Source organism: Sphingomonas sp. FW306-05-A, assembly GCF_058782275.1.
The window spans coordinates 1,401,704-1,424,747 of the sequence record NZ_JBYSXN010000002.1 but is presented as its reverse complement, the minus strand read 5'-3'; the positions used below and the strand labels follow the sequence as shown (position 1 = coordinate 1,424,747).

Sequence of the window (23,044 nt, the reverse complement as noted above, 5' to 3'; positions counted from 1 at the left end):
GCCTACCGCGTGGGAGCGACCGGGGAAACCGAAAGCGGCATCGGTTTACTCCGCCGCCAGCGTCTCCTCCGCGCGCTCCTGCGCCTGCCGGTTCCACATTTCGGCATAGAGCCCGTTCTTGCGCAACAGCACCGCATGGCTCCCGCGCTCGACCACTTGCCCGGCCTCGAGCACGACGATCTCGTCGGCATGGACCACGGTCGACAAGCGGTGCGCGATCACGATCGTGGTGCGCCCGCGCTCGATCGCTTGCAACGTATCGAGGATCTCGCCCTCGGTCCGGCTGTCGAGCGCGCTGGTCGCTTCGTCGAGGATCAGGATCGGCGGGTTCTTGAGTAAGGTCCGCGCAATCGCGACGCGCTGCTTCTCGCCCCCCGACAGTTTCAGCCCGCGCTCACCCACACGGGTGGCATAGCCGTCGGGCTGGCGCTCGATGAAGCCCGCGATCGCCGCCCCGCGCGCGGCATTCTCGATCTCGGACTCGCCCGCACCCTCGCGGCCATAGGCGATGTTGTAGCCGATCGTGTCGTTGAACAGCACCGTGTCCTGCGGCACGATCCCGATCGACGAGCGCAGGCTCGCTTGCGTCACCTGCGCGATGTCCTGCCCGTCGACCGTGATCCGCCCGCCGGTCAGATCGTAGAAACGGTACAGCAACCGCGCGAGCGTCGACTTGCCCGCGCCCGATGGCCCCACCACCGCGAGCGTCTTGCCCGCGGGGATATCGAGGTCGATCCCCTTGAGGATCGGCATCCCGTCATCATAACCGAAGCGCACGCCTTCGAACCGGACATGCCCGCGTGCGATCGCAAGCGGCTTGGCACCGGGGACGTCGACCACTTCGGACGGCGTATCGATCAGGTCGAACATCGCGCCCATGTCGATCACGCCCTGCCGAATCGTACGATACACCATGCCGAGCAAATCGAGCGGGCGGAACAGCTGCGCGAGCAGCGTCGACACCAGCACCACGTTGCCCGCGGTAAAACGACCTTGGCTCCAGCCATAGACGACCAGCGCCATCCCGCCGCCCATCATCAAATTGGTGATCAGCGCCTGCCCGATGTTGAGCCAGGCGAGCGAATTCTCGGAGACGACCGCGGCATTGGCATAGGCCGCCATCGCCGCGTCATACCGTTTCCCCTCGCGCTCCTCCGCGCCGAAATATTTGACCGTCTCGAAATTGAGCAGCGAATCGACCGCATGGCTGACAGCCCCGGTGTCGAGATCGTTCATCCGCGTCCGCAAGGCAGCGCGCCAGTCGGTCACCCAGCGCGTGAAGACGATGTACACCGCGACCATCACCAGCGTGCCAGCGACCAGCCCGAACCCGAACTTGGTCCAGAAGATCCCGAGCACCAGCGCGAGCTCCAGCACCGTCGGCGCGATGTTGAACAGCAGGAAATACAGCATCGTGTCGATGCTCTTGGTCCCGCGCTCGACCACCTTGGTGACCGCGCCCGTGCGCCGTTCGAGATGGAAGCGCAGCGACAATTGGTGGAGATGCCGGAACACCCCCGCCGCGAGCCGCCGGGTAGCATCCTGCCCGACGCGTTCGAACACTGCGTTGCGCAGATTGTCGAACACGACCGACCCGAACCGCGCCGCGGCATAGCCGATCACCAGCAGGAAGATCAGCGAGACGACCGAGGGCGTCGTCGGCCCGCCCGCCATTCCGTCGATCGCGCCCTGCAGCGCGAACGGCGCGCCATACACTTGTACCAGTTTGGAGGCGACGACGAGCAGCATCGCGCCGACGATCCGCAGCCGCAATGCGGGCGCATCGGCGGGCCATAGATAGGGCAGGAAGCGCCGCAGCGTCGGGAGCATCGGGCGCTCGGGCGCGGTCGAAGTGGTTGCGAGATCAGGTGGCATCGAAAGGGCATGTAGTCCTAGTCAAGCCGGACCGAAAGCGGCTGGTGGAACAAGCAGAGCGCTTCATCTGTTTTATCGGCGAACGGAGAAGATGATGGACTCGCTTTTCTACGTCATGGCGATCATGGGATGCGGTGATGGCAGCATGGCTTGCCAACAGGCGCGCGTCGAGCAAGTGCAGTATCGCTCGATCGCACAATGCCAGGCCGCGATGCCCGCAGCGCTCGCGCGAAATTCGGATATCGACTATCCGGTGGTGAGCGCATCGTGCCGCGCAACTGGCGCACGACTGGCACAGGCCAAGACCGCTCGCCCGCAGAACGGCTGATTGCCACGCGAATAATAGGTGCGCAAAAACGACTAGGCCCGCCGGATAGCATGGCAATTCCGGTTCCGGCGTTGCCATTCCGTTCCGTTCCCGCGATATCGGGTGTGTGACCGCTCTCCCCTATCCCGCGCTCCACGCGAGCCACAGCGGCATCTGGATTGCCGATGCCAATGGCACGCGCCCGATCGGACGCGGCGAGGCGATAAGGATCGCGGCGGATACCCCCGTCATCCTGCTTAATGCAGCCCTGATCGGTCAGCGCCTCGGCTATGCCGATCTGTCCGGGCTCGACCTGCTCGAACTGTTCGCCTTCCTGTGCCCCGCGCGCTTCATGGTGCCGACGCCACGCGGGCTCGCGCGGGTCGCGGGGATCGACGCACCCGAGGAGGACAGCGCGATCGCCCCGTTCCTGCGCGACGCGACCGACGCCTTGCTCGGCATGATCGAGGGCGACGACTGGCCCGAGCGCGAAGGCGCGTGGACCGCCGCGCAATCGCTGTTCCGGCTGCGCTGGACCTGGGCCCCGTTGCTGGTCGACCGGCTGCCCAAGCCCAGCGTCGCCGAACGCTGGCTCTACACCAAGCTCCCCGAATGGTCCGAGGGCGCGCCCCGCCCGGCGCCCCGCACCGTTTCGCTCGACGCCGACCGCACACAGGAACGGCTGGCCGCGCTGACCGGCAGCACCGCTGAGCAGCGCCCCGGCCAGCGTGCCTATGCGCAGGCCGCGCGCGAGGCGTTCGGGCCGCGGATGACGCAAGGCGCGCCCAACATGGTGCTCGCGGAGGCAGGCACCGGGATCGGCAAGACGCTCGGCTACCTCGCGCCCGCATCGCTCTGGGCGGAGCAGGCAGGCGGGGCGGTGTGGGTGTCGACCTTCACCAAGGCACTGCAACGGCAATTGGGGCAGGAAAGCGCACGGCTGTTCCCCGACGCCACCGTCCGCAAGACCAAGGTCGTCACGCGCAAGGGGCGCGAGAATTACCTCTGCCTGCTCAATCTGGAAGACGCGTTGCAGGGTGGGTTCGCCGGGCGCGCGGCAATCCTCGCGCAACTGGTCGCGCGCTGGGCGGCGTTCACGGCGGACGGCGACATGGTCGGGGGCGACCTGCCCGGCTGGCTGACGACGTTGTTCCGCCGCAACGGCTCGACCGCTTTGACCGACCGGCGCGGCGAGTGCGTCTATGCTGGCTGCCCACATTACCGGAAATGCTTCATCGAACGCGCCGCGCGCGCGAGTGCCGACGCCGATCTGGTGATCGCCAATCACGCGCTGGTGATGGTCAACGCCGCCCGCGGGCGCGAGCAGACGACTCGCCCGACGCGCTACGTGTTCGACGAGGGGCATCACATTTTCGATGCAGCCGATGCGATGTTCTCGACCGCGCTGACGGGGGCCGAGACGATCGAACTGCGTCGCTGGGTGATCGGCCCCGAATCGGGCGGGCGCGGGCGGCGGCGTGGACTTGCCGCGCGGTTGTCGGACGTGGCAAGCTACGACGAGGCGGGCGGGCGCGCGATCACCGATGCGGTCGTCGCGGCGCATGCGCTGGCGAGCGACGGCTGGCTGCAACGACTGGGCGAGGGTGCGCCGTTCGGGCCGGTCGAGGCGCTGCTCGCGGCGGTACGCGGGCTGACCTATGCGCGCGCCGAAACGGAGGGCGATGCGGGCTATGGCCTGGAGACCGAGCTCGCCGAACCCGATTCAACGCTGATCGAAGCCGCCGCCCCCGCCGCCGAAGCGCTCGATGCGCTGGTGCGCCCGCTGGTCGCGCTCGGGCGGCGGCTGGAGGCGGTGCTCGAGGAAGGCCCCGACTGGATGGACGGTCCGGCGCGTGCGCGGATCGAGGGCGCGGTCGCGTCGGTCGCGTGGCGCGCGGACACGGTTGCGGCGTGGCTGTCGCTGCTGACACGGATCGGCGGGCCAGCGTCGCCCGATTTCGTCGACTGGATGGCGGTCGATCGAGTCGAGGGGCGCGACTACGACGTCGGGCTGCATCGGCACTGGCTCGACCCGACCCGGCCGTTTGCCGAGACGGTGCTCAAGCAGGCACACGGCGTGCTGGTGACGTCCGCGACGCTGCGCGGCGGTGACGCAGGCTCCGACGAAGGCTGGGACGTCGCCGAGGCGCGCACCGGCGCGAATCACCTGCTGCGCGGGGCGAGCCGGTTCGCGGCGCTGTCGCCGTTCGATTATGCAAACCAGGCCGAGGTGCTGATCGTCACCGACGTCAAGCGCGGCGATATGGCGGCGCTCGCCAATGCCTATGCACGGCTGGGGCTGGCGAGCGGTGGCGGGATGCTCGGGCTGTTCACCGCGATCCGGCGGTTGCGCGGGGTTCATGCGCGGATCGCGGACCGATTGGCGCGCGAAGGGCTGCCGCTTTACGCGCAGCATGTCGACCCGATCGACACCGGCACGCTGGTCGACATCTTCCGCGACGATCCGGCAGCGTCGCTGCTCGGCACCGACGCGCTGCGCGACGGGGTCGACGTGCCGGGGCGCTCGCTGCGGATGGTCGTGCTCGAAGGCGTGCCGTGGCCCAAGCCGACCGTGCTCCACGCCGCGCGCCGGATGGCGGCGACGGGTGAGGGGGGCGGCAAGGGCTATGACGACCGGATCGTTCGCGCGCGCATGGCGCAGGCGTTCGGGCGGTTGATCCGCCGCGCGGACGACCACGGGATGTTCGTGCTCCTGTCGTCCGCGATGCCGTCGCGGCTGCTCAGCGCGTTTCCGCCGGGCGTATCGATCACGCGCGTGACACTGGATGAAGCGGTTGCGCGTGCGGCGGCGCTTCCCTCGCCCGCGCAAACGGGGCAAGGGGCTCGCGCAACCGCCAACGGAGAAGTCCCGTGAAGACGCTGACGCTGCTGCGCCACGCCAAGTCGGGCTGGGACGACCCGGCCTTGCGCGATTACGATCGGTCCCTCAACGCCAAGGGCCACCGGGCGGCGCGAATGGTCGGCGAGCATCTGCGCGCGCAGGAACGGACGTTCGATCACGTCGTCGCCTCGCCCGCGCTGCGGGTGGTGGAGACGCTGGAAGGCGTGGAAAGCGGCTATGGCCGTACGCTCGGACCGGTGTGGGACCGGCGGATCTACCTCGCGTCGGCGGTGACGCTGCTCGACATGGTCCACGAAATGCCCGCCGCTACTGAACGCCTGCTGCTCGTGGGGCACAATCCGGGGCTGGAGGATCTCGCGCTATGGCTGGTGCCCAAAAGCGACGACCCGCTGCGCGCGACGCTCGAAGCGAAATATCCGACCGCAAGCGTCGCCGAACTGACGTTCGAGGGGGAATGGTCCGCGCTGACCCCCGGCTCCGCGCGGCTGACCCGGTTCACCCGCCCCCGCGATCTGGACCCCAGTCTGGGGCCGGACGAGGACTGAGCGCGTCGCGCTTATCGCTGGTAATGTTTCGCTCACCGCTCGTCTAACGACTGCTTCCCCGGCGAAGGCCGGGGCCAGCAGCGGGCCAGCAGATTGCAGGCCGCTGCCCGCCATTACCGCGACCTTCGCTCCTGGGCCCCGGCCTACGCCGGGGAAGCGCCAAGGGGGAGTAGCGGATGTTTAACAGATCCGAGGGCAGGATGTGCACTCTGTCCCCACGAGCACTTCCCCGGCGAAGGCCGGGGCCCAGTAGCGGGCCGGCAGATTGCAGGCCGCTGCCCGCCATTACCGCGACCTTCGCGCCTGGGCCCCGGCCTTCGCCGGGGGAGTGCCAAGGGGGAGTAGCGGGTGTTTCACAGATCCGAGGGCGGAATGTGCACTCTGTCCCCACGAGCGCTTCCCCGGCGAAGGCCGGGGCCCAGGAGCGGGCCAGCAGATTGCTGGCCGCTGCCCGTCATTACCGCGACCTTCGCTTCTGGGCCCCGGCCTTCGCCGGGGAAGCGTCACAAACAACCGGAAAGCAGCGCCAAAACGGAAAGCTAGAGCGTCATCGACCGCTCACGACCGATCCAGCCGCTTCTCCAGCGCTGCCTTCAGCCCCGCCAGCGCGCCTGCGGGTTTGGCCTCTTCCTCGCTGATCACGCCCGCCGCCTTGAGCGCCGCCGCCGCATTCGGCCCGCGCGGGAAGGGATCGAGCGACAGCGCCATCGTCTCCGCCGCCGCCTCGCCGAGATCGACCGCCGCGCCGTCGAACACCATCGTGTCGAGCGCATCGGGATCGAGCTCGATTTCCTCCGAATCCGGCTCGTGGTCGACGAAGCGCAAGGCGATCGGCTCCTCGACCGTCACGGGCAGCGGATCGTCGGTGACCGAGCACGCCTGCACCACCGCCGCGCTGACCGTCCCGCGCGCGACGACCCCAGCGGCGTCGCGCCGCACCGCGAACTTCGCCTCGAGCCGGTCGACCGAAATCAGGTCGAACCGCTTGGCCAGCGCCGCACGCTCGGCGTCGTTGGCGGTGATGGCGATCGTGCGTTCGCCCTCGCCGATCGTGTCGATGCGTTCGGTGCGCGAAAATTCGGGGGCGGTCATGCGATGTCTCCCGCAAGGATGGTTGGCGTGGGCAAGGCGGCGAGGCGGGCATCGAACGCAAATAGCGCGTCCTGCGTATGCGCCAGTGCGGCGGGGGCAGGGGCCCCCGCCCGGTACAGGTTGCGTTCCAGCGCGCTACCCAGAGCGCGCGCGGCAAGACCGTCGCGATACGCACCCAGCCGCCCGCCGAGCATCCCCATCATCTTGCCGATATGCTTGCCCACACCGATGTCGCCGACCCCCGATTCGCGGAGTTGCCCGTCCATGTCGCTGACGAATCGCTCGGTCAGCCGCGCGCTCGCCGCAGCAGCGCCCGGATCGCGCTCCAGCCGCAACAATACCAGCGACAGCACCGCCGCGATCATGTCGAAGCGCCCGTCGATCGTGTCGGGGACTCCCCCCGTTTCATACCAGTGCGGCAACCGCGCCTGGGCGACGACGGAATCATACAAGGCCAGCGCGACATCGTCCTCGCCGCGCCCGAACAGTCTCGATAAGAAGCTCAAACGCATATCCTCTCGCGGTTGCCCAAGGCCTGCCCTTGTTTGGCCGCGTTTCCCGGCATATTGAGGCATCGCGTCCGGGATGCAATGGAATGGCGTGCCCTGCCGTGGGGTGTCCGCGCCCGTGTGGAGAAGTCGATGAGCCTCAAGACCGTCCGCCAGCTGACGGCCGCCGTCCTCGCCGCCACCGTGATCGTGGGGGGGAGCGCCTGCGTTCCGCTGAAATCGCACCAGGGCTATGTGATCGATCCCGATCTGGTCAACTCGGTCCAGACCGGCACCGACAACCGCCAGTCGGTGCTCGCGGTGCTCGGCAAGCCCAGCTTCACCAGCCAGTTCAACGAAGGCGACTGGTATTATATCAGCCGCGAGGCGCGCAATTACGCGTTCAACAACCCCAAGGTGCGCGATCAGGTCACCGTGCGCATCAGCTTCGACCAGAAGGGCGTCGTCTCGGCGGTGCGCAGGTCGGGCGCCGAGCAGGTCGCGAGCATCAGCCCGTCGAGCAAGATCACCCCGACGCTCGGCAAGAAGCGCAACTTCTTCGACGAACTGTTCGGCAATATCGGCACGGTCGGCGCGATCGGCGGTGGTGGCGGCGGCGGCGGCGGATCGAGCGGCCCGAACGGCAGCGGCGCCCCGTAACCTTTGGTTACGATCAGGCTGCGTAACCCCCAGTTACAATGATGCTGCGTAACCCCCGGTTACATTCTGATACAACCCTGTCGAAAGTCTGACGCCGTCGTTCGCGGATCGTTCAGTCGGCGGGGGGCATACCCTCTTCATCGTCCGGTGTTTCCATGATGCACCGGACCGTATTGGAGGAGATGACCATGCGTACTCTTATCGCTTCTTTGGTGCTCGCTGCGACCCTGACCCCGGTTGCCGCCCAGGCCCAGTCGAACCGGGAATTGCGCCGCGACCGTCAGGACATTCGCGCCGAGCAGCGCGATCTGCGCCAGGCCTATCGCAGCGGCGATCCGCGCGCGATCCGTGACCAGCGCAACGACGTCCGCGAAGCCCGCCAGGAATTCCGCGAAGATCTGCGCGATCGCGACCGCGCATGGGGCCGTGACGACTGGCGCGGGTTTCGCGACCGCAACCCCAATGCCTATGCGCGCGGCGGCTGGAACGCCCCGTTCCGCTACACCGCCTTCCGTCCCGGCCTGCGGATCGGCCAGCCTTATTACAGCAGCCGCTACGTCATCGCCGATCCGTGGCGTTACCACCTTCCGCGCGCCCGCCCGGGCCAGCAGTGGGTGCGGCATTACAATGACGTGATCCTGGTCGACACCCGTCGTGGCTATGTCGTCGACGTCAACCGCGGCTTCTACCGCTAAACCTTTTCGTCGCGCCGGACCGGCCGTCCCCTGGCAACAGGGGGCGGCCGGTTTGCGTTCGGCAACCGACAAAGCCCGACGGCGCAATACGCGCTCCGGGCATAGTACGCCAAATCGAGTAGATAATACGTCAGACCGTTACCAAGCCGTAACAATGTAGCTGCGTTCCGTGGTTAGATGCCGCCTACTGAGTCGGGGGGCTTGGCATGGGGATCGATTGGGCGGCGGGGGTGGCGGACGCGATCGCGCGCGAGACGTTGCTGTTCTCCGCGATCGGGTTCCTCATCGGCGGGCTGGATGACCTTGCCGTCGACATCCTGTGGATCGTCCTGCGCTTGTCGCGGCGCACGCCTCCGGTACCACCGACGCTTGCCGCTTATTGCGCCGGGCCCGAGCGACGACTCGCGATCTTTATCGCGGCGTGGGACGAATCGCGTGTCATCGGCGCGATGCTGCGGACCGCGCTCGCGCGCTTCGATCATGGCGATTACCGGCTGTACGTCGGCACCTATCCCAACGACCGCGCAACGATCGCCGCAGTGGCGGCGGTCGCGCAAGGCGATCCCCGCGTCCGGCTGGTGATCGGGGAGCGCGCGGGGCCGACGACCAAGGCCGACTGCCTCAACGCGCTGTGGCGCGCGCTGGGTCGCGACGAGGTACGCGACGGTGTGCTCGCCGCGGCGATCATTCTGCACGACGCCGAGGATCTGGTCCACGCGGGCGAATTGCGCGTGTTCGATGCGCTGATCGGGCGGTTCAGCGTCGTGCAACTGCCCGTGCTGCCGCTTGTCGACCGGGGGGCGCGATTGATCTCCGGCCATTATGCCGACGAATTCGCCGAAGCGCACGGCAAGCAGATGGTCGTTCGCCAGACGCTCGGCGTTGGCATCCCGCTCGCCGGGGTGGGCTGTGCGATCGAGCGGACGATGCTCGGGCGGATCGCCGCGGCGCGGGGTGGCAATCCGTTCGACGAAGCCTCGCTGACCGAGGATTACGAACTCGGGCTACAGGTAGCGGCGCTCGGCGGGCGCGGGACGTTCGCCTGGGTCAGCGAATCGCCGCACGGTCCGCCGGTCGCGGTGCGCGCCTATTTCCCCGCGACGATCCGCAGTGCGGTGCGCCAGAAGGCGCGCTGGATGACCGGAATCGCGCTCGCCGGCTGGGATCGGCTCGGCTGGGGTCCGGCACGCGACTGGCGCGACCACTGGATGCGGATGCGCGACCGTCGCGCACCGCTTGCCGTGGTGGTGATGGCGGTGGCTTATGTGGCGCTGCTCGCGTGGCCGGCGATGCACGGCCTGCACTGGATCGCCGGCACGGCGCCACCCGCAATGCCGGTCGCGTCGGAATGGTTGCTGTCGGTCACCGCGCTGCTGCTGCTGTGGCGGATCGTCACGCGCGCGATGTTCACCGGGCAAGCCTATGGCTGGCGCGAGGCGTGCTGGTCGTTTCCGCGCCTGTTCGTCGGCAATCTCATCGCGCTGCTCGCCGCACGCCGCGCGGTATGGGTCTATGTCCGCTCGCTTAACGGGGTCGCGCTGCGGTGGGACAAGACCGCGCACATCTTTCCGGATCTGCCCGGTCCACACCCGTGATCGATGTGCAGCGGTCGGGTCGGGGTCGACCGCTGCGTTTCCTCGCGGCTGTCGGCGTCGGCTGGATCGGGGTTCGTGCACTGCTGCTGTGGCCCGACGGCGCGGTGCCGGTCGGCCCGATCCGCTTGCTGATCGCGCCCGCGCGCGCCGCAACCCCTGCGGGGGCCGGATCGGCAGCTTTGCCCGGCAGAGCGGTTCGACGCGGGGTCCAGGCCGTTGCCGCACTCCGGCCACCACCATCCGAACCCGCCACGCACGCTCCGGAGATGAACGCCTCCACCGACGTGCGGCCCCCGCCCGCGGGCATCGAATCGCCACGCCCCCGCGCGCCGCTCCCCGGCGTGCCGCCGTTCGTCGCCATGCCCCCGGACACGCCGGACCGGATTCCCGGCACGCGATCCCGCGCACCACGCTGGTCGGGAAGTGCCTGGGCGGTCACGCGCGCAGGGCTCACCGCGCAGGGCGACGGGAGCGGAGGCCAATTGGGCGGTTCGCAAGCGGGGATCCGCATCGTTCGCACGCTCGACCGGCGGGGGCGCGTGGCGCTGGCGGGGCGGCTGACCACGCCGCTCGGCGCGGGCCTGCGCGAGGCATCGCTCGGGCTCGAATGGCAACCGACGCGACTACCGCTGCGGCTGGTGGCGGAACAGCGTTTCGCCTTGGGCGCAGGGACAGGTGGCCCCGGCATCGGGATGGTCGGCGGGTTCGGCCCGGTCCCGGTGTTCCGCGGCCTCCGCGCGGAAAGCTATGCGCAGGCGGGTGTGATCCGGCGCACACGAACCGAGCCCTATGCCGACGCCGCGCTGCGGCTGACCCACCCCGCCGCCCGCATCGGCGGCACGCGGATCGAACTCGGCGCGGGGACATGGGGCGGCGCGCAACGTGGCGCGGCGCGGCTGGATATCGGACCGACACTCGCGGTCGCGGTGCCGGTTGCGGGCAAGACATTGCGGCTGACGCTCGACTGGCGTGAGCGGGTTGCGGGGCGGGCGAAGCCGGGGTCGGGACCGGCGTTGACGGTGGGCACGGACTTCTGAGCGGGGAGGGCACCCTGTCTCCCCTTCTTTTGCGCTTCCCCGGCGAACTTCTACGCTTCCCCGGCGAAGGCCGGGGCCCAGTTGAGGAACAGAGGATTGCTGGCGACTACACTTGGTTACCTCGGCCATCGCGACTGGGCCCCGGCCTTCGCCGGGGAAGCGGATCAGGGGGAGATGGTCTTCGTCCCACCCAACCCAACGTCCCCATTTCTGAGTCGCGGCTTTCCCCGCACCACGCTATCGCTACGGAACCATGGACATTTACCTGCCCATCGCGAATCTTTCGGTCAACGCGCTGGTGATCATCCTGCTGGGCGGCGGGGTCGGCTTCATTTCGGGAATGTTCGGCGTCGGCGGCGGGTTCCTGATCACGCCGTTGCTGATCGTCTACGGCATCCCCCCGACCGTCGCCGCCGCCTCCGCCGCAAGCCAGGTGACCGGCGCAAGCGTGTCGGGGGTGTTCGCGCATGTCCGGCGGCAGGGGGTCGATTTCAAGATGGGCGGGGTGCTCGTTGCGGGCGGGATGATCGGGTCGGTCGCGGGCGGCTGGATCTTCCGGCTGCTCCAGGCAACCGGGCAGATCGATACGGTGATCGCGATCGTCTACGTCCTGTTGCTCGGCTCGATCGGCAGCATGATGGCGGTCGAGGCGTTCGGCGCGATCCGCGCGATGCGTTCGGGCGCGGCGGCGCGGCCGCGCAAGCGGCGGCATCATCCGCTCGTCGCAGCCCTTCCGCTGCGGACGCGCTTCTATCGCTCGGGGCTCTACATCTCGCCGCTCGCGCCGTTGCTGCTCGGCTTCGGCGTGGGGATCCTGACGATCCTGCTGGGCGTCGGCGGCGGGTTCATTCTCGTGCCCGCGATGCTCTATCTGCTCGGCATGACGACTCAGGTCGTCGTCGGCACGTCGCTGTTCCAGACGCTGTTCGTCACCGCGACCGCGACGATGGTCCATGCGACGACGACCAAGGCGGTCGATATCGTGCTCGCGGTGCTGCTGCTGGTCGGCTCGGTCGCGGGCGCGCAAGTCGGCGCGCGGTTCGCGAGCAAGGTGAAGCCCGAATATCTCCGGCTTGCGCTCGCGGTGATCGTGCTGCTCGTCGCGGGGCGGATCGCGCTCGGGCTGGGCTGGCGGCCGGACGAGATCTATTCGGTCGAGCTGTCGTGAAGCGGTGGCTGCTCGCCGCGCTGGCGGCGCCGCTGCTGATGGCGCAGACCGCGTCCAAGCCGGTGCTCGTCCCCGACGTGTCGCAGCGCGACATCGAGATCCGCTACAGCTTCACCGGCGCGGACCTGCTGCTGTTCGGCGCGATCCTCTATCCGGGCGGACGGCTGCCCGACGATACCAAGCCGACCGACATCGTCGTCGTGGTCAAGGGCCCGACACAGTCGATCCTCGTGCGCGAGAAGGCCAAGCTCGGCGGGGTGATGTGGGTCAATGCGGCGCGGCTGCGGTATCGCTCCGCGCCGAGCTATTATGCGATCGCCTCGTCGCGACCGATCGAGCAACTGATGAACGCGCGGACTCGCGCGATCTACGAACTCGGGCTCGGCAGCCTGCAATTGTCGCCCGCATCGAGTGCGCCGCCGTCCGAGCAGGACCGCTTCGCGCGCGGGCTGGTCGATCTCAAGGGGCGGTCGGCGCTGTATGTCGAATCGCCGCGTGCGGTCGAGATCACCGACGGCGTGCTGTACCGCGCGCGCGTCTCGATCCCCGCGCGCGTGCCGGTCGGGCGGTTCACCGCGGAGACCTTCCTGATCCGCGACGGCCGCGTGCTGGCGGCGGCGACCCGTGACATCGAGATCCGCAAATCGGGGTTCGAGCGCTTCGTCGCCTACTCGGCCGAGCGTTGGTCGATCGCCTACGGGCTGGTCGCGGTCGCGCTGTCGGTGCTGTTCGGCTGGGCGGCAGGGTGGATCGCGCGGCGGTTCTAGCGCTGACCTGACGGGTAAAGTAAGCCGGACGGTCGGGTAAAAATCATACCGCTCGAGGATGGATGTTACTGCTTGAACGCACCACCTCCGTTCGGGCTGAGCGAAGTCGAAGCCGCCCCTAACCCCGCGCTCTGTCCTGTTTCGCAAGCGGCCCTTCGACTTCGCTCAGGGCGAACGGGACGAGAGTGGGTCGTCCTCGCGCACAGTGCGCCATCGCCCGGCGTGTCCACGCAATCTTTACCCCTGCCGCGCCAAGGTCCGGCGGACTCGAGAACCCCAGGACCGTCCAGCACATGACCGAAATGCCCCGCACCGTGGTCTTCACCAATGCCGCCCCGCTGGCGACCCCAACGGAAATCGGCATCGTGTTCGACATCGCGGGGTCGAGCGGGATGGTCGTGCTCGACGCGGTTGCGCTGGCGGAGACGGGCGCGCACGAAGATCCGGTCGTCGCGAGCGCGGGCTCGGTTGGCAGCCAGATCAAGATGCGGGTCGGGTCGACCTGGCTGATCGCCAACGTCCGTTCGCTCAAGCTGCTCGATGGCCATGCCGACCGGATCGCCGCGCAGATCGACTTCCTCGGTGAAGCCGACGAGGAGAAACTGACCGGCAAGATTTATAACTTCCGCCGTGGCGTGACGCGCTATCCCACACCCGGTTGCATGGTCTATCCGGTCTCCTCCCCCGACATGAAGCAGATCTACGCCGCGGATGATCGCGCGCATATCGAGATCGGGACGGTCTATCCGACCAACGACGTGCGCGCCGCGCTGTATGTCGATGCGTTGCTCGGGAGGCATTTTGCGCTGCTCGGCAGCACCGGCACGGGCAAGTCGACCGCGACCGCACTGATCCTCCACCGGATCTGCGATATCGCGCCGCACGGGCATGTCGTGATGATCGATCCGCACGGCGAATATGCCTCGGCATTCCGCGACAATGGCGCGATCTACGACGTGTCCAACCTGCAGATGCCGTACTGGCTGATGAACTTCGACGAGCATTGCGAGGTGTTCGTCACCAGTTCGGGTTCGGAAAAGCAGATCGACGCGGACATCCTCGCCAAATGCCTGTTGATGGCGCGGGCCAAGGGGCGGCTGGGGCAGGAGATCGCCAAGCTGACGGTCGATGCGCCGGTGCCGTATCTGCTCAGCGACCTGACCAATCTGATCAGCCTCGAAATGGGCAAGATGGACCGCGCAGGCGACACCGCGCCCTATCTGCGGCTCAAGACCAAGATCGACGAGATCAAGGCCGATCCGCGCTATGGCTTCATGTTCTCCGGCATGCTCGTCGCGGATACGATGGCGGCGTTCCTCCAGCGCGTGTTCCGCCTGCCCGGCGACGGCAAGCCGATCTCGATCATCGACGTGTCGGGCGTGCCGAGCGAGATCACGTCCGTGGTGGTCGCGGTGCTCAGCCGGATGGTGTTCGACTTCGCGATCTGGTCGCGCGGCGAGCCCAAGCGTCCGATCCTGCTCGTGTGCGAGGAGGCGCATCGCTACATTCCCAATGGCGACAAGATTGATTCGAGCGTCGGGCGGATCCTCAGCCGGATCGCCAAGGAAGGCCGCAAATACGGCGTGTCGCTCGGGCTGATCACGCAGCGGCCATCGGATCTGGCGGAAGGCGTGCTGTCGCAGTGCGGGACGATCATCGCGATGCGGCTCAACAACGATCGCGACCAGGCGTTCGTCCGCGCGGCGATGCCCGAGGGCGCGCGCGGCTTCCTCGATTCGATCCCCGCCTTGCGCAACCGCGAATGCATCGTCTGCGGCGAGGGTGTTTCGGTGCCGGTGCGCGTGTCGTTCGATTCGCTCGAGGATTCGCGGCGGCCGGCGTCGGACGACCCGGTCTTCTCGGAACTGTGGCGTGATGCCGGGGGCGAGGAGGAGATCATCACCCGCACCCTGAAGAAGTGGCGCGCGCAGGGGCGGTAATCCCCACTCATCCCGTTCGGGCTGAGCGAAGTCGAAGCCCAGCTCTCACCGCGCCCGTCGATCGGCTTTGAGAGCGGCCCTTCGACTGCGCTCAGGGCCAACGGTTAGCGCGGCCGAGTCCACAACGTCGCATCGCGCGTCGACGCCGGATACAACACCCGCCGTCGTCGCGCCTCGTCGAACGCGCGCCGCATGAACCCAAGCTTCGCTTGTCGCGAGGTCGTCACCCGAGCATCCCACGCTCGCGGCCCGAGCGTCGCGACGCTCCGCCCGATCGCACCGTAGATCCCCGCCGCCGCCAGCACCGCCCACGCCGAACGGAACGCCAGCGCAGGCGTCCCATAGCGCGCGCTTTCCTCATAACGCGCCGCCAGCAACCCGAGCCGCTCGCCGAGCAACCCCAGCCGATCACGATATTCGGGCGCGAGCAGCGCGTCCGCCGGGATGCCGAACTCGTCGAGCCAGTCCTGCGGCAGGTAACACCGCCCTGCGCGTGCATCCTCCGCGACGTCGCGCGCGATATTGGCGAGCTGGAACGCGAGGCCCAGGTCGCATGCGCGGTCGAGCGTCGCGTCGTCGTCGGGCGACACCCCCATGGCGATCGCCATCATGCTCCCGACGACACCCGCGACATGATAACAATAGCGGTACAGATCCTGTTCGGTCTGCGGCCGCCAGCCTTCGGCGTCGAGCGCGAAGCCAGCGATCAGGTCGCGCGGAAGTGCCGGGGGCAGGGCGGTCTCGGCCGCGAACAGCCGCAACGCATCGAACGCAGGCTCGCCGACGGGGACGCCCGCGAGCGCCGCCTCGGTCTTCGCGGTTATCGCCGCAAGCCGTTCGGGGCCGTCGCTGACCCCGGTCATGCCGTGGCCGTGGTCCTGCCCGTCGGCGATGTCGTCACACGCGCGGCACCACGCATAGAGCAGCCACGCGCGCTCGCGCACCTTGGGCGCGAACAGCTTGCTCGCCGCAGCAAAGCTCTTGGACCCGCGCGCAATCGACTCGCGCGCGGCATCAACCGTCGCGGCGCGCGAAGACGGATCGCTCACAGGTCGCTGGCGCGCATCTTGGTGATCGTCTCGACCGGCGCATGGTCCGCCATCTGCGCAAGCAATCGGTCGAGCGCGGTGTCGATCAGCAGGATGTCGCGGTGCTGCGGGCGCAGGAAACCGACGTCGGCCATCTTGTGATAAAAGGCGACGAGCCCGTCATAATAGCCCGCGACATTGAGCAGACCGACCGGCTTGGCGTGATAGCCGATCTGCGCCCAGCTCAACGCCTCCCACAATTCGTCCATCGTGCCGGTGCCGCCGGGCAGGTTGATGAACCCGTCCGACAGGTCGGTGAACGCCTGTTTGCGCTGGTGCATCGTCTCGACGACGTGGAGTTCGCTGAGGCCACGGTGCGCGACCTCGGCGTTGACGAGGGCTTGCGGAATGATCCCGATGACCTCGCCGCCTGCTTCCAGCGCGCTGTCCGCGACTGCGCCCATCAGGCCGAGACGCCCGCCGCCGTAGACGACGCCGATCCCGCGTTCCGCGAGCGTGCGGCCGACCTGGCGGGCGGATTCGATGTAGACCGGGTCGCTTGGCGAAGCGGACCCGCAGTACACAGCAAGACGCTTCATAAGCCCCTCCCCTTCAGGAGTGTCGGGTCGGCCATGCCCCCGGCATGGCCTGAAGGATGCGGGGCATCCTTCACCCGACACTGGGTTGGGGGTGGGGCAGTGCCTCGCAGAGAGGTTGGCATGCTGGACTGCCCCACCCCAACCCCTCCCCTGAAGGGGAGGGGCTTTAGATATAAAGTCATCGTTCACTCTCCAGCATCAACGCCGCGGTCGCCTTCGCACTCCCCACCACGCCGGGAATCCCAGCGCCCGGATGCGTGCCTGCGCCCACGAAATACAGATTGGGAATATGGTCGTCGCGATTGTGCACCCGGAACCACGCGCTCTGCGTCAGCAACGGCTCGAGTGAGAAGGCGCTTCCCAGATGCGCGTTCAGGTCTGCCGCAAAGTCGTTCGGCGCATAATGGAACTTGGTGACGATCCGATCGTGGATATCCGGGATCAGCCGCCGCCCGACCTCGTCGAGGATGCGCTTCTCGAGGATCGGGCCGATCTCCTTCCAGTCGACCGGGAACTTGCCGAGATGCGGCACCGGCGCGAGCACATAGAAAGTCGAATAGCCCTCCGGCGCGAGCGACGGGTCGGTCACGGTCGGATGGTGCAGATACAGCGAGAAATCCTCGGGTAGCACGCCGTGATCGTAGATATCGGCGAGCAGCCCCTGATAGCGCGGCCCGAACAGGATCATGTGGTGCGGGATCCCCGGCCACGTCCCCTTGATCCCGAAATGCACGACGAACAGCGACGGCGAGTATTTCTTGCGCGCGAGCCCGTTCTTGGTCCGCTGCGCACTGCGCGAGGATTTCAGAAGGTCGCGGTAGCTGTGCATCACGTCGCTGTTGCACGCGACCATGTCCGCATCGCCGTGCCAGCCGCTTGCGGTGGTGACGCCGGTCGCGCGGTCGCCGAGCGTTGCGATGTCGACCGCGGGATCGTTCAGCCGCAACACCCCGCCCAGTCGCTCGAAATGGCGCACCATCCCGGCGATCAGCTGGTTGGTCCCGCCCATCGCGAACCACACGCCGCCGTCCTTCTCGAGCTTGTGGATCAGCGCATAGATCGCGCTCGTGTTCATCGGGTTGCCGCCGACCAGTAGCGTGTGGAACGACAGCGCCTGGCGGAGATGCTCGTCTTTCACGTAAGACGACACGATCGAATAGACCGACCGCCACGCCTGATATTTGGCGAGCGCAGGCGCCGCCTTGATCATCGACGCGAAGTCGAGGAACGCGACATGGCCGAGCTTGCGATAGCCCTCCTCATACACACCCGCGGCATAGTCGAGGAACTTGGCGTAGCCCGCGACGTCTTCGGGATTGAGCTTGGCGATCTCGGCGTTGAGCGACGGCTCGTCGTTCGAATAATCGAAATTGACGCCGTCGGGCCAGTTGAGCCGGTAGAAAGGCGACACCGGCGCAAGCGTCACGTCGTCCGCCATGTCGCGCCCGGTCAGCGCCCACAGTTCCTGCAGGCACGGCGGATCGGTGATGACGGTCGGCCCCGCGTCGAAGGTGAAGCCGTCCTTCTCCCATACGTAGGCGCGGCCGCCCGGCTTGTCGCGCGCTTCGACGATCGTCGTCTCGACGCCTGCCGATTGCAGCCGGATCGCAAGCGCCAGCCCGCCGAAACCGGCACCGATGACGATCGCGGTCCGCGCATCCGTCGTGCGCGCAGGGGCGCTGTTGGCGGCGGGACTGGTGCTCATGCCGGCCGCTCCGTGCGCGCGGCGGGCAACACCCCGATCGCCTGCAACGCGCGACCGATCGGCACCGGCGGCTTGCCGGTCAGGATCCGGGCCTTGTCCATCATCGTCGATTGTCCTGCATAGAAACGGCGCACCAATTGTGGATCGAGCCGGTAGAAGCGTTCGAGCACACGGTAGCGTTCCTCGGGCTCGGCCGCGCGGAACAGCATCTTGTCGAGCATACGATAGAACCCGCGGTGCTGCCACGTCGCGCGCGCGAACCCATGGGTCAGATCGCGCAGCCCCGCGCCGGAGAGGTCGCGAGTCCGCGCAATCAGCGATGCGGTGCGCACCGCATCGGGCAGCGAATAGCCCGTCGTCGGGTGGAACAGCCCCGCGCGCATCCCCGCCTTGGCGTTGCCGGTCCCGGTCGAGCGCCAGTATCCCTCGAAATCGCCCCCCATCGTCACGGGCAGCACGCCCGCTTCCTCGCGCGCGGCCTGTTCGACCTGCCATCCGCGCGCGGCGACGTACTCGTGCAGCCGATCCGCCACCAGTGCCTGGTCGAGATCGGGGGTGTCGCTGTAATAGGTATCCTCGACGAACATCCGCGTCGCCGCAAACGGCAGGCAATAGACGAAGCGATAGCCGTCGAACTGCGGCACGCGCGCATCCATCACCATCGGGCGGGGGTCGTCATGCGGTTCGCTCAACCGCAGTTCGCGCCCGACGAATTTCTGCCAGCCGCAATCGAGCTGCGACAGGTCGCCCGCGCCGCGCGCATCGATCACGCCCTTGGCTTCGATCCGGTCGCCGTCGACGAACTCAACGGTGATCGCGCTGACGTCCTGGACGGCGCGCCCCAGCATCAACCCGGCATCGGGCAGGGCGGCGCGGACCAGCGTATCCAGCCGTTCCGACTCGATCGAATAATAAGGCGCGGTGATGTGGCGCTCATGCCCGGGGAAGGCGACGTCGTAACTGCGCCAGCCGTAACTGATCAGCGGCGCGACGATCCAGCGATCCGCTTCGTCGATGTCGCTGGCGAAGAACGACCAGAGATGATTCCCCCCGACCGTGGCCGCTGAATCGATCAGCCGGACGTCGAGCGCCGGATGCCGCCGCTTGAGCGCGAGCGCGATCAGACCGCCCGCAAGGCCAGCGCCGACGATCGCAATGTCGCAGTGGAATGTGGTCGCCATACATCAGCGGGTAACCGATCCTGTACCGCGCGCAAGCGGGGATCGCATCGAAGGAACGGGTGCGGGCACAGCCTCTCTCGCACTTCCCCGGCGAAGGCCGGGGAAGAGGTTGGGACTCGGGATCGAACGATCTTGGCTAGGTCGAAGCCCCCACGACCGCTATAGAAGCCGCCATGTCGATCGTTCTAGCCATTCTCGCGTCCGCGCTGGTCATGTCGTTGATCGTCGCGGTGCGCTACCTGATCGTGTCAGGCGCGTTCGCGGCGGCGACACGGTTGCGCTATCCCGGCCTCTATCGCGGCATGAACCCGCAGATTCGCCGCGAGATCTGGTGGAGCATCGTCTCCGCCGCGATCTACGGCATTCCTGCGGGCGTGATCGCCTGGGGCTGGCAGAACCACGGCTGGACATTGGTCTATCAGGACCTGCACGCCTATCCGCTCTGGTATCTCCCCCTATCGGTGCTGCTCTACCTCGTCGCGCACGACACGTGGTTCTACTGGACGCATCGCTGGATGCACGAGCCGCGCGCGTTCAAGCTGGCGCATGCGACGCATCACGAAAGCCGCCCGCCGACCGCCTGGGCGGCGATGGCGTTCCATCCGATCGAGGCGATCAGCGGCGCTGTGATAATTCCGCTACTGGTCTTCGTGATTCCAATTCATGTCGGCGCACTTGGGTTGGTGCTCACGATCATGACGGTTATGGGGGTCACCAACCACATGGGGTGGGAAATGTTTCCTGCGTTCATGTGGCGGGGTCCATTGGGGCAGTGGCTCATCACTGCGAGCCATCATCAGCGACACCATGAACTGTACCGAGGGAATTATGGCCTCTACTTCCGTTTCTGGGACCGCGTCTGCGGCACCGACCGCGGCGTCGGGAATTTTGCGCGCGAACATGCGAAAGCTGGCGTCGACCGCGGTCGCCGGGGCAGTGCTGCTCACGGTCTTGCCGGGGGCGGTCGGGACCAGTGAGCTCGCGGTCGATGTCTCGCACATGCGCTCGGCCAAGGGGATGGTCCGCGTCTGCCTGACCGCCGACCCCGACAATTTTCCCGCCTGCGTCGACGATGCTCGCGCGACCACCCGCTCGATCCCCGCCACCATGACCAGCATCCATTTCGATGGTCTGCCGCACGGTAATTATGCGGTCGCGGTGATCCATGACGAGAACAACAATCACAAGCTCGACACATTCGCCGGAATTCCGCGCGAAGGCTTTGGTTTCTCGCGCAATCCGTCGGTAACTTTCGGTCCGCCGCGCTTCGCTGCCGCCCGCTTCACGCTGTCGAGTGATGCAGATCGGCAACAGGTGCGGATGCGATATCTGCTCTGACCCCGATCGCACGGAAACAAACATAAGGCATCGCGTTACGCGCCCGACACAATACGCGTTTCGTATCCGATCCTCGTCTTGCCCCACTTCCAGTATTCCGGAGCCGCCCGTGACTCATCGTTCCATCTTCGCCGCTGCAACCGTCCTGTTGCTCGCCACCGCAGCGCCCGCTTTCGCGCAGGATGCGGCACCGATCCCCGCCGACAACAACCAGATCGCGGACGATTTCAACAAGGACACGGTGACGGTCGGCATCGGCGCGGCATATCTGCCGGATTATGACGGGTCGAACGACTATCGCGTCGTTCCGGCACCCGTCGTGATCGGTACGGTCAAGGGCTTCAACTTCTCGGTCATCGGCAACCGCGCCAGCCTCGATCTCGCGCGCAACCAGCCCGGCCAGCGCTGGGACATCCAGTTCGGCCCGATCGGCGTGGTCAACTTCGATCGCCAGGCCCCGAGCGTTATCGATGACCGCCGTGTCCGCGCGCTCGGCAAGACCGGCACCGCGATCGAACTCGGCGGCTATGTCGGCCTGGGCAAGACCGGCGTCATCACCAGCCCGTACGACAAGCTGTCGGTCTCGCTGAGCATGCGCCACGACGTCAACAACGTCCACAAGTCGAGCATCCTGCAGCCGTCGATCAATTATCTGACCCCGCTCAGCCGCAAGGCCGCGGTCGCGCTGTTCGGCACCGCGCAATATGTCGAGAGCGGCTACGGCGCGACCTACTTCAGCATCACGCCGGCGCAGAGCCTCGCCAGCGGCCTGCCGACCTACAGCACCGGCAAGGGCTGGAAGAACTATTCGGTCGGCGGTCTGGCAACCTATTCGCTGACCGGCGACTTGCTCCACGGCTTCAAGGTCGTCGCGGGCGGCACCTATTCGCGCACGCTCGGCAGCTTCGCGGATGCCCCGATCGTGCGGATCGCGGGCTCGCGTAACCAGTGGGTCGGCGCAGCCGGCGTCGCCTACACCTTCTGAGCCGACGACTCCCGCAGCGACTCCTCCGGCGCGACCAACCGTCGCGCCGGAGCGCCATTCGTGGCTTGCGTCGCGCGCCGCACGGTGCCACGCAAGCCCGAACGCTTGGCGTGTTTCCAGGATGAAGGCTTCGCTGCGATGACCGATACCGACCAACAGCTGATCGAACGGCTTGATTCGCGAGCAGAACGCCGCAGCGAACGGCGCGAGTTCTTCCGCACCGCGCTGGGCGCCGGTGCCATCGCCGCGGTCGGCGCGACTGCGGTCGCGGTCGGCAGCAATGCGTTTGCGCAGGCGAGCAACAACGACGCTGCGATCCTCAATTTCGCGCTCAACCTCGAATATCTCGAGGCGCAATTCTATTCCTTCGCTGCCTTTGGCACCGGCCTCCCCAACGCGCTGCTGACCCCGGGCAGCGCGAGCACGACCACGCAGGGCGCGGTCAGCGGCGGGCGGCAAGTCACCTTCACCGATCCGGTCGTCGCGCAATATGCGCGTGAGATCGCGCAGGACGAAATCGCGCACGTCACTTTCCTCCGCGCACAGCTCGGCACCGCAGCGGTCGCGCAGCCCGCGATCGACATCGGCTCGACTGCGACGAGCGCCTTCAGCGTCGCCGCGCAGGCCGCCAAGATCGTCGCGGCGGGGGCCGCCTTCGACCCTTATGCAAGCGACGAGGCGTTCCTCCAGGCGGCGTTCCTGTTCGAGGACGTCGGCGTCACCGCCTATCGCGGCGCATCGTCGCTGCTGACCAGCAAGGTCTATCTCGAGGCCGCCGCCGGCATCCTCGCGGCGGAGGCGTATCATGCGTCGATCATCCGCACCGTGCTCTACACCAAGGGTCTGACGACCCCGAGCCTGCGCACCAATGCGGATGCGATCTCGAACACGCGCGACGCGCTCGACGGGGTCAGCGACTTCGACCAGGGCATTTCCCCGGTGACGATCGCGAACAGCCAGGCGCCCGCGCTCAACGGTCTGACCGCGTCCAACATCGTGCCGACCGCGCAGGATGGCCTCGCGTTCGGCCGCGCCACGGGCAACGTGCTCAACATCCTGTATCTCAGCACCTTGCCGGTCGCGAAGGGGGGCTTCTTCCCCAATGGCGTCAACGGCTCGATCGCCACCAGCGCCACCAACTGACGCCCGCACGATGCTTTCTTCCTTTTTCGCGCC

21 protein-coding genes are annotated in these 23,044 nt (G+C 67.4%); 14 read left to right on the top strand and 7 right to left on the bottom strand.

Features of this window, described 5'->3' with window-relative positions; genetic code table 11:
• Positions 1–45: 45 nt before the first annotated feature.
• A complete protein-coding gene (locus AC3WJR_RS15375; RefSeq protein WP_492725805.1) occupies positions 46–1,875 on the bottom strand; it encodes an ABCB family ABC transporter ATP-binding protein/permease in 1,830 nt (609 codons plus the stop codon).
• Positions 1,876–1,966: 91 nt separating this feature from the next.
• Between AC3WJR_RS15375 and AC3WJR_RS15370 the strand changes: the two genes are divergently transcribed.
• The 3 genes from AC3WJR_RS15370 to AC3WJR_RS15360 all read left to right on the top strand — a co-directional run bounded on the left by AC3WJR_RS15370 (position 1,967) and on the right by AC3WJR_RS15360 (position 5,590).
• Positions 1,967–2,203: a hypothetical protein gene (locus AC3WJR_RS15370; RefSeq protein WP_492725803.1), complete on the top strand. Its 237-nt coding sequence runs from the start codon at positions 1,967–1,969 to the stop codon at positions 2,201–2,203.
• Positions 2,204–2,309: 106 nt separating this feature from the next.
• Complete coding sequence (locus tag AC3WJR_RS15365) at positions 2,310–5,057, top strand: ATP-dependent DNA helicase (RefSeq protein ID WP_492725799.1); 2,748 nt, start codon at positions 2,310–2,312, stop codon at positions 5,055–5,057.
• Positions 5,054–5,590 (top strand): SixA phosphatase family protein, encoded by a 537-nt coding sequence (locus AC3WJR_RS15360; protein ID WP_492725797.1) that lies wholly within the window; start codon positions 5,054–5,056, stop codon positions 5,588–5,590. The genes AC3WJR_RS15365 and AC3WJR_RS15360 overlap by 4 nt, the downstream gene beginning before the upstream one ends.
• A gap of 558 nt (positions 5,591–6,148) precedes the next feature.
• Here the strand turns inward: AC3WJR_RS15360 and AC3WJR_RS15355 are convergent.
• The gene (locus AC3WJR_RS15355; RefSeq protein ID WP_354278798.1) at positions 6,149–6,682 is read right to left on the bottom strand and encodes a YceD family protein; all 534 of its coding nucleotides are present in this window, start codon (positions 6,680–6,682) and stop codon (positions 6,149–6,151) included.
• Complete coding sequence (locus AC3WJR_RS15350; protein ID WP_492725795.1) at positions 6,679–7,194, bottom strand: ubiquinol-cytochrome C chaperone family protein; 516 nt, start codon at positions 7,192–7,194, stop codon at positions 6,679–6,681. The genes AC3WJR_RS15355 and AC3WJR_RS15350 overlap by 4 nt, the downstream gene beginning before the upstream one ends.
• A gap of 129 nt (positions 7,195–7,323) precedes the next feature.
• Between AC3WJR_RS15350 and AC3WJR_RS15345 the strand changes: the two genes are divergently transcribed.
• From AC3WJR_RS15345 to AC3WJR_RS15315, 7 genes are all read left to right on the top strand, one after another.
• Entirely contained in the window at positions 7,324–7,830 is a 507-nt protein-coding gene (locus tag AC3WJR_RS15345) for an outer membrane protein assembly factor BamE (RefSeq protein ID WP_492726183.1), read from the top strand.
• Between the two features lie 188 nt (positions 7,831–8,018).
• On the top strand, positions 8,019–8,525 hold the full coding sequence (locus AC3WJR_RS15340; RefSeq protein WP_492725793.1) for an RcnB family protein: 507 nt from the start codon (positions 8,019–8,021) through the stop codon (positions 8,523–8,525).
• Positions 8,526–8,731: 206 nt separating this feature from the next.
• Positions 8,732–10,120 carry a glycosyl transferase family protein gene (locus tag AC3WJR_RS15335; RefSeq protein ID WP_492725791.1) on the top strand — a complete coding sequence of 463 codons (1,389 nt, stop codon included), beginning with the start codon at positions 8,732–8,734 and terminating at the stop codon, positions 10,118–10,120.
• Positions 10,117–11,157 (top strand): hypothetical protein, encoded by a 1,041-nt coding sequence (locus AC3WJR_RS15330; RefSeq protein WP_492725789.1) that lies wholly within the window; start codon positions 10,117–10,119, stop codon positions 11,155–11,157. Before AC3WJR_RS15335 ends, AC3WJR_RS15330 begins: the two co-directional genes overlap by 4 nt.
• A 253-nt stretch (positions 11,158–11,410) precedes the next feature.
• A complete protein-coding gene (locus AC3WJR_RS15325) occupies positions 11,411–12,325 on the top strand; it encodes a sulfite exporter TauE/SafE family protein (protein WP_354278804.1) in 915 nt (304 codons plus the stop codon).
• Positions 12,322–13,092 (top strand): TIGR02186 family protein, encoded by a 771-nt coding sequence (locus AC3WJR_RS15320; protein ID WP_354278805.1) that lies wholly within the window; start codon positions 12,322–12,324, stop codon positions 13,090–13,092. Before AC3WJR_RS15325 ends, AC3WJR_RS15320 begins: the two co-directional genes overlap by 4 nt.
• Positions 13,093–13,385: 293 nt before the next feature.
• On the top strand, positions 13,386–15,032 hold the full coding sequence (locus AC3WJR_RS15315; RefSeq protein ID WP_492725786.1) for an ATP-binding protein: 1,647 nt from the start codon (positions 13,386–13,388) through the stop codon (positions 15,030–15,032).
• Positions 15,033–15,136: 104 nt separating this feature from the next.
• On the opposite strand, the gene AC3WJR_RS15310 is transcribed toward AC3WJR_RS15315, so the two are convergent.
• The 4 genes from AC3WJR_RS15310 to crtY all read right to left on the bottom strand — a co-directional run bounded on the left by AC3WJR_RS15310 (position 15,137) and on the right by crtY (position 19,545).
• Positions 15,137–16,081: a phytoene/squalene synthase family protein gene (locus tag AC3WJR_RS15310; protein ID WP_492725785.1), complete on the bottom strand. Its 945-nt coding sequence runs from the start codon at positions 16,079–16,081 to the stop codon at positions 15,137–15,139.
• The gene (locus tag AC3WJR_RS15305) at positions 16,078–16,659 is read right to left on the bottom strand and encodes an LOG family protein (RefSeq protein ID WP_492725783.1); all 582 of its coding nucleotides are present in this window, start codon (positions 16,657–16,659) and stop codon (positions 16,078–16,080) included. Before AC3WJR_RS15305 ends, AC3WJR_RS15310 begins: the two co-directional genes overlap by 4 nt.
• Before the next feature lie 178 nt (positions 16,660–16,837).
• On the bottom strand, positions 16,838–18,364 hold the full coding sequence (locus tag AC3WJR_RS15300) for a phytoene desaturase (protein WP_492725781.1): 1,527 nt from the start codon (positions 18,362–18,364) through the stop codon (positions 16,838–16,840).
• Positions 18,361–19,545: a lycopene beta-cyclase CrtY gene (gene crtY, locus AC3WJR_RS15295; protein WP_492725779.1), complete on the bottom strand. Its 1,185-nt coding sequence runs from the start codon at positions 19,543–19,545 to the stop codon at positions 18,361–18,363. The genes AC3WJR_RS15300 and crtY overlap by 4 nt, the downstream gene beginning before the upstream one ends.
• 173 nt (positions 19,546–19,718) lie before the next feature.
• On the opposite strand from crtY, the gene AC3WJR_RS15290 reads away from it, so the two are divergent.
• The 4 genes from AC3WJR_RS15290 to AC3WJR_RS15275 all read left to right on the top strand — a co-directional run bounded on the left by AC3WJR_RS15290 (position 19,719) and on the right by AC3WJR_RS15275 (position 23,011).
• Positions 19,719–20,522, top strand: coding sequence for a sterol desaturase family protein (locus AC3WJR_RS15290; RefSeq protein WP_354278810.1), 804 nt, complete (start codon positions 19,719–19,721; stop codon positions 20,520–20,522).
• Positions 20,446–20,883 (top strand): DUF2141 domain-containing protein, encoded by a 438-nt coding sequence (locus tag AC3WJR_RS15285; RefSeq protein WP_354278811.1) that lies wholly within the window; start codon positions 20,446–20,448, stop codon positions 20,881–20,883. Before AC3WJR_RS15290 ends, AC3WJR_RS15285 begins: the two co-directional genes overlap by 77 nt.
• A 109-nt stretch (positions 20,884–20,992) precedes the next feature.
• On the top strand, positions 20,993–21,868 hold the full coding sequence (locus AC3WJR_RS15280) for a MipA/OmpV family protein (protein WP_354278812.1): 876 nt from the start codon (positions 20,993–20,995) through the stop codon (positions 21,866–21,868).
• Positions 21,869–22,006: 138 nt separating this feature from the next.
• A complete protein-coding gene (locus tag AC3WJR_RS15275; protein ID WP_354278813.1) occupies positions 22,007–23,011 on the top strand; it encodes a ferritin-like domain-containing protein in 1,005 nt (334 codons plus the stop codon).
• The last annotated feature ends 33 nt before the right edge of the window (positions 23,012–23,044 follow it).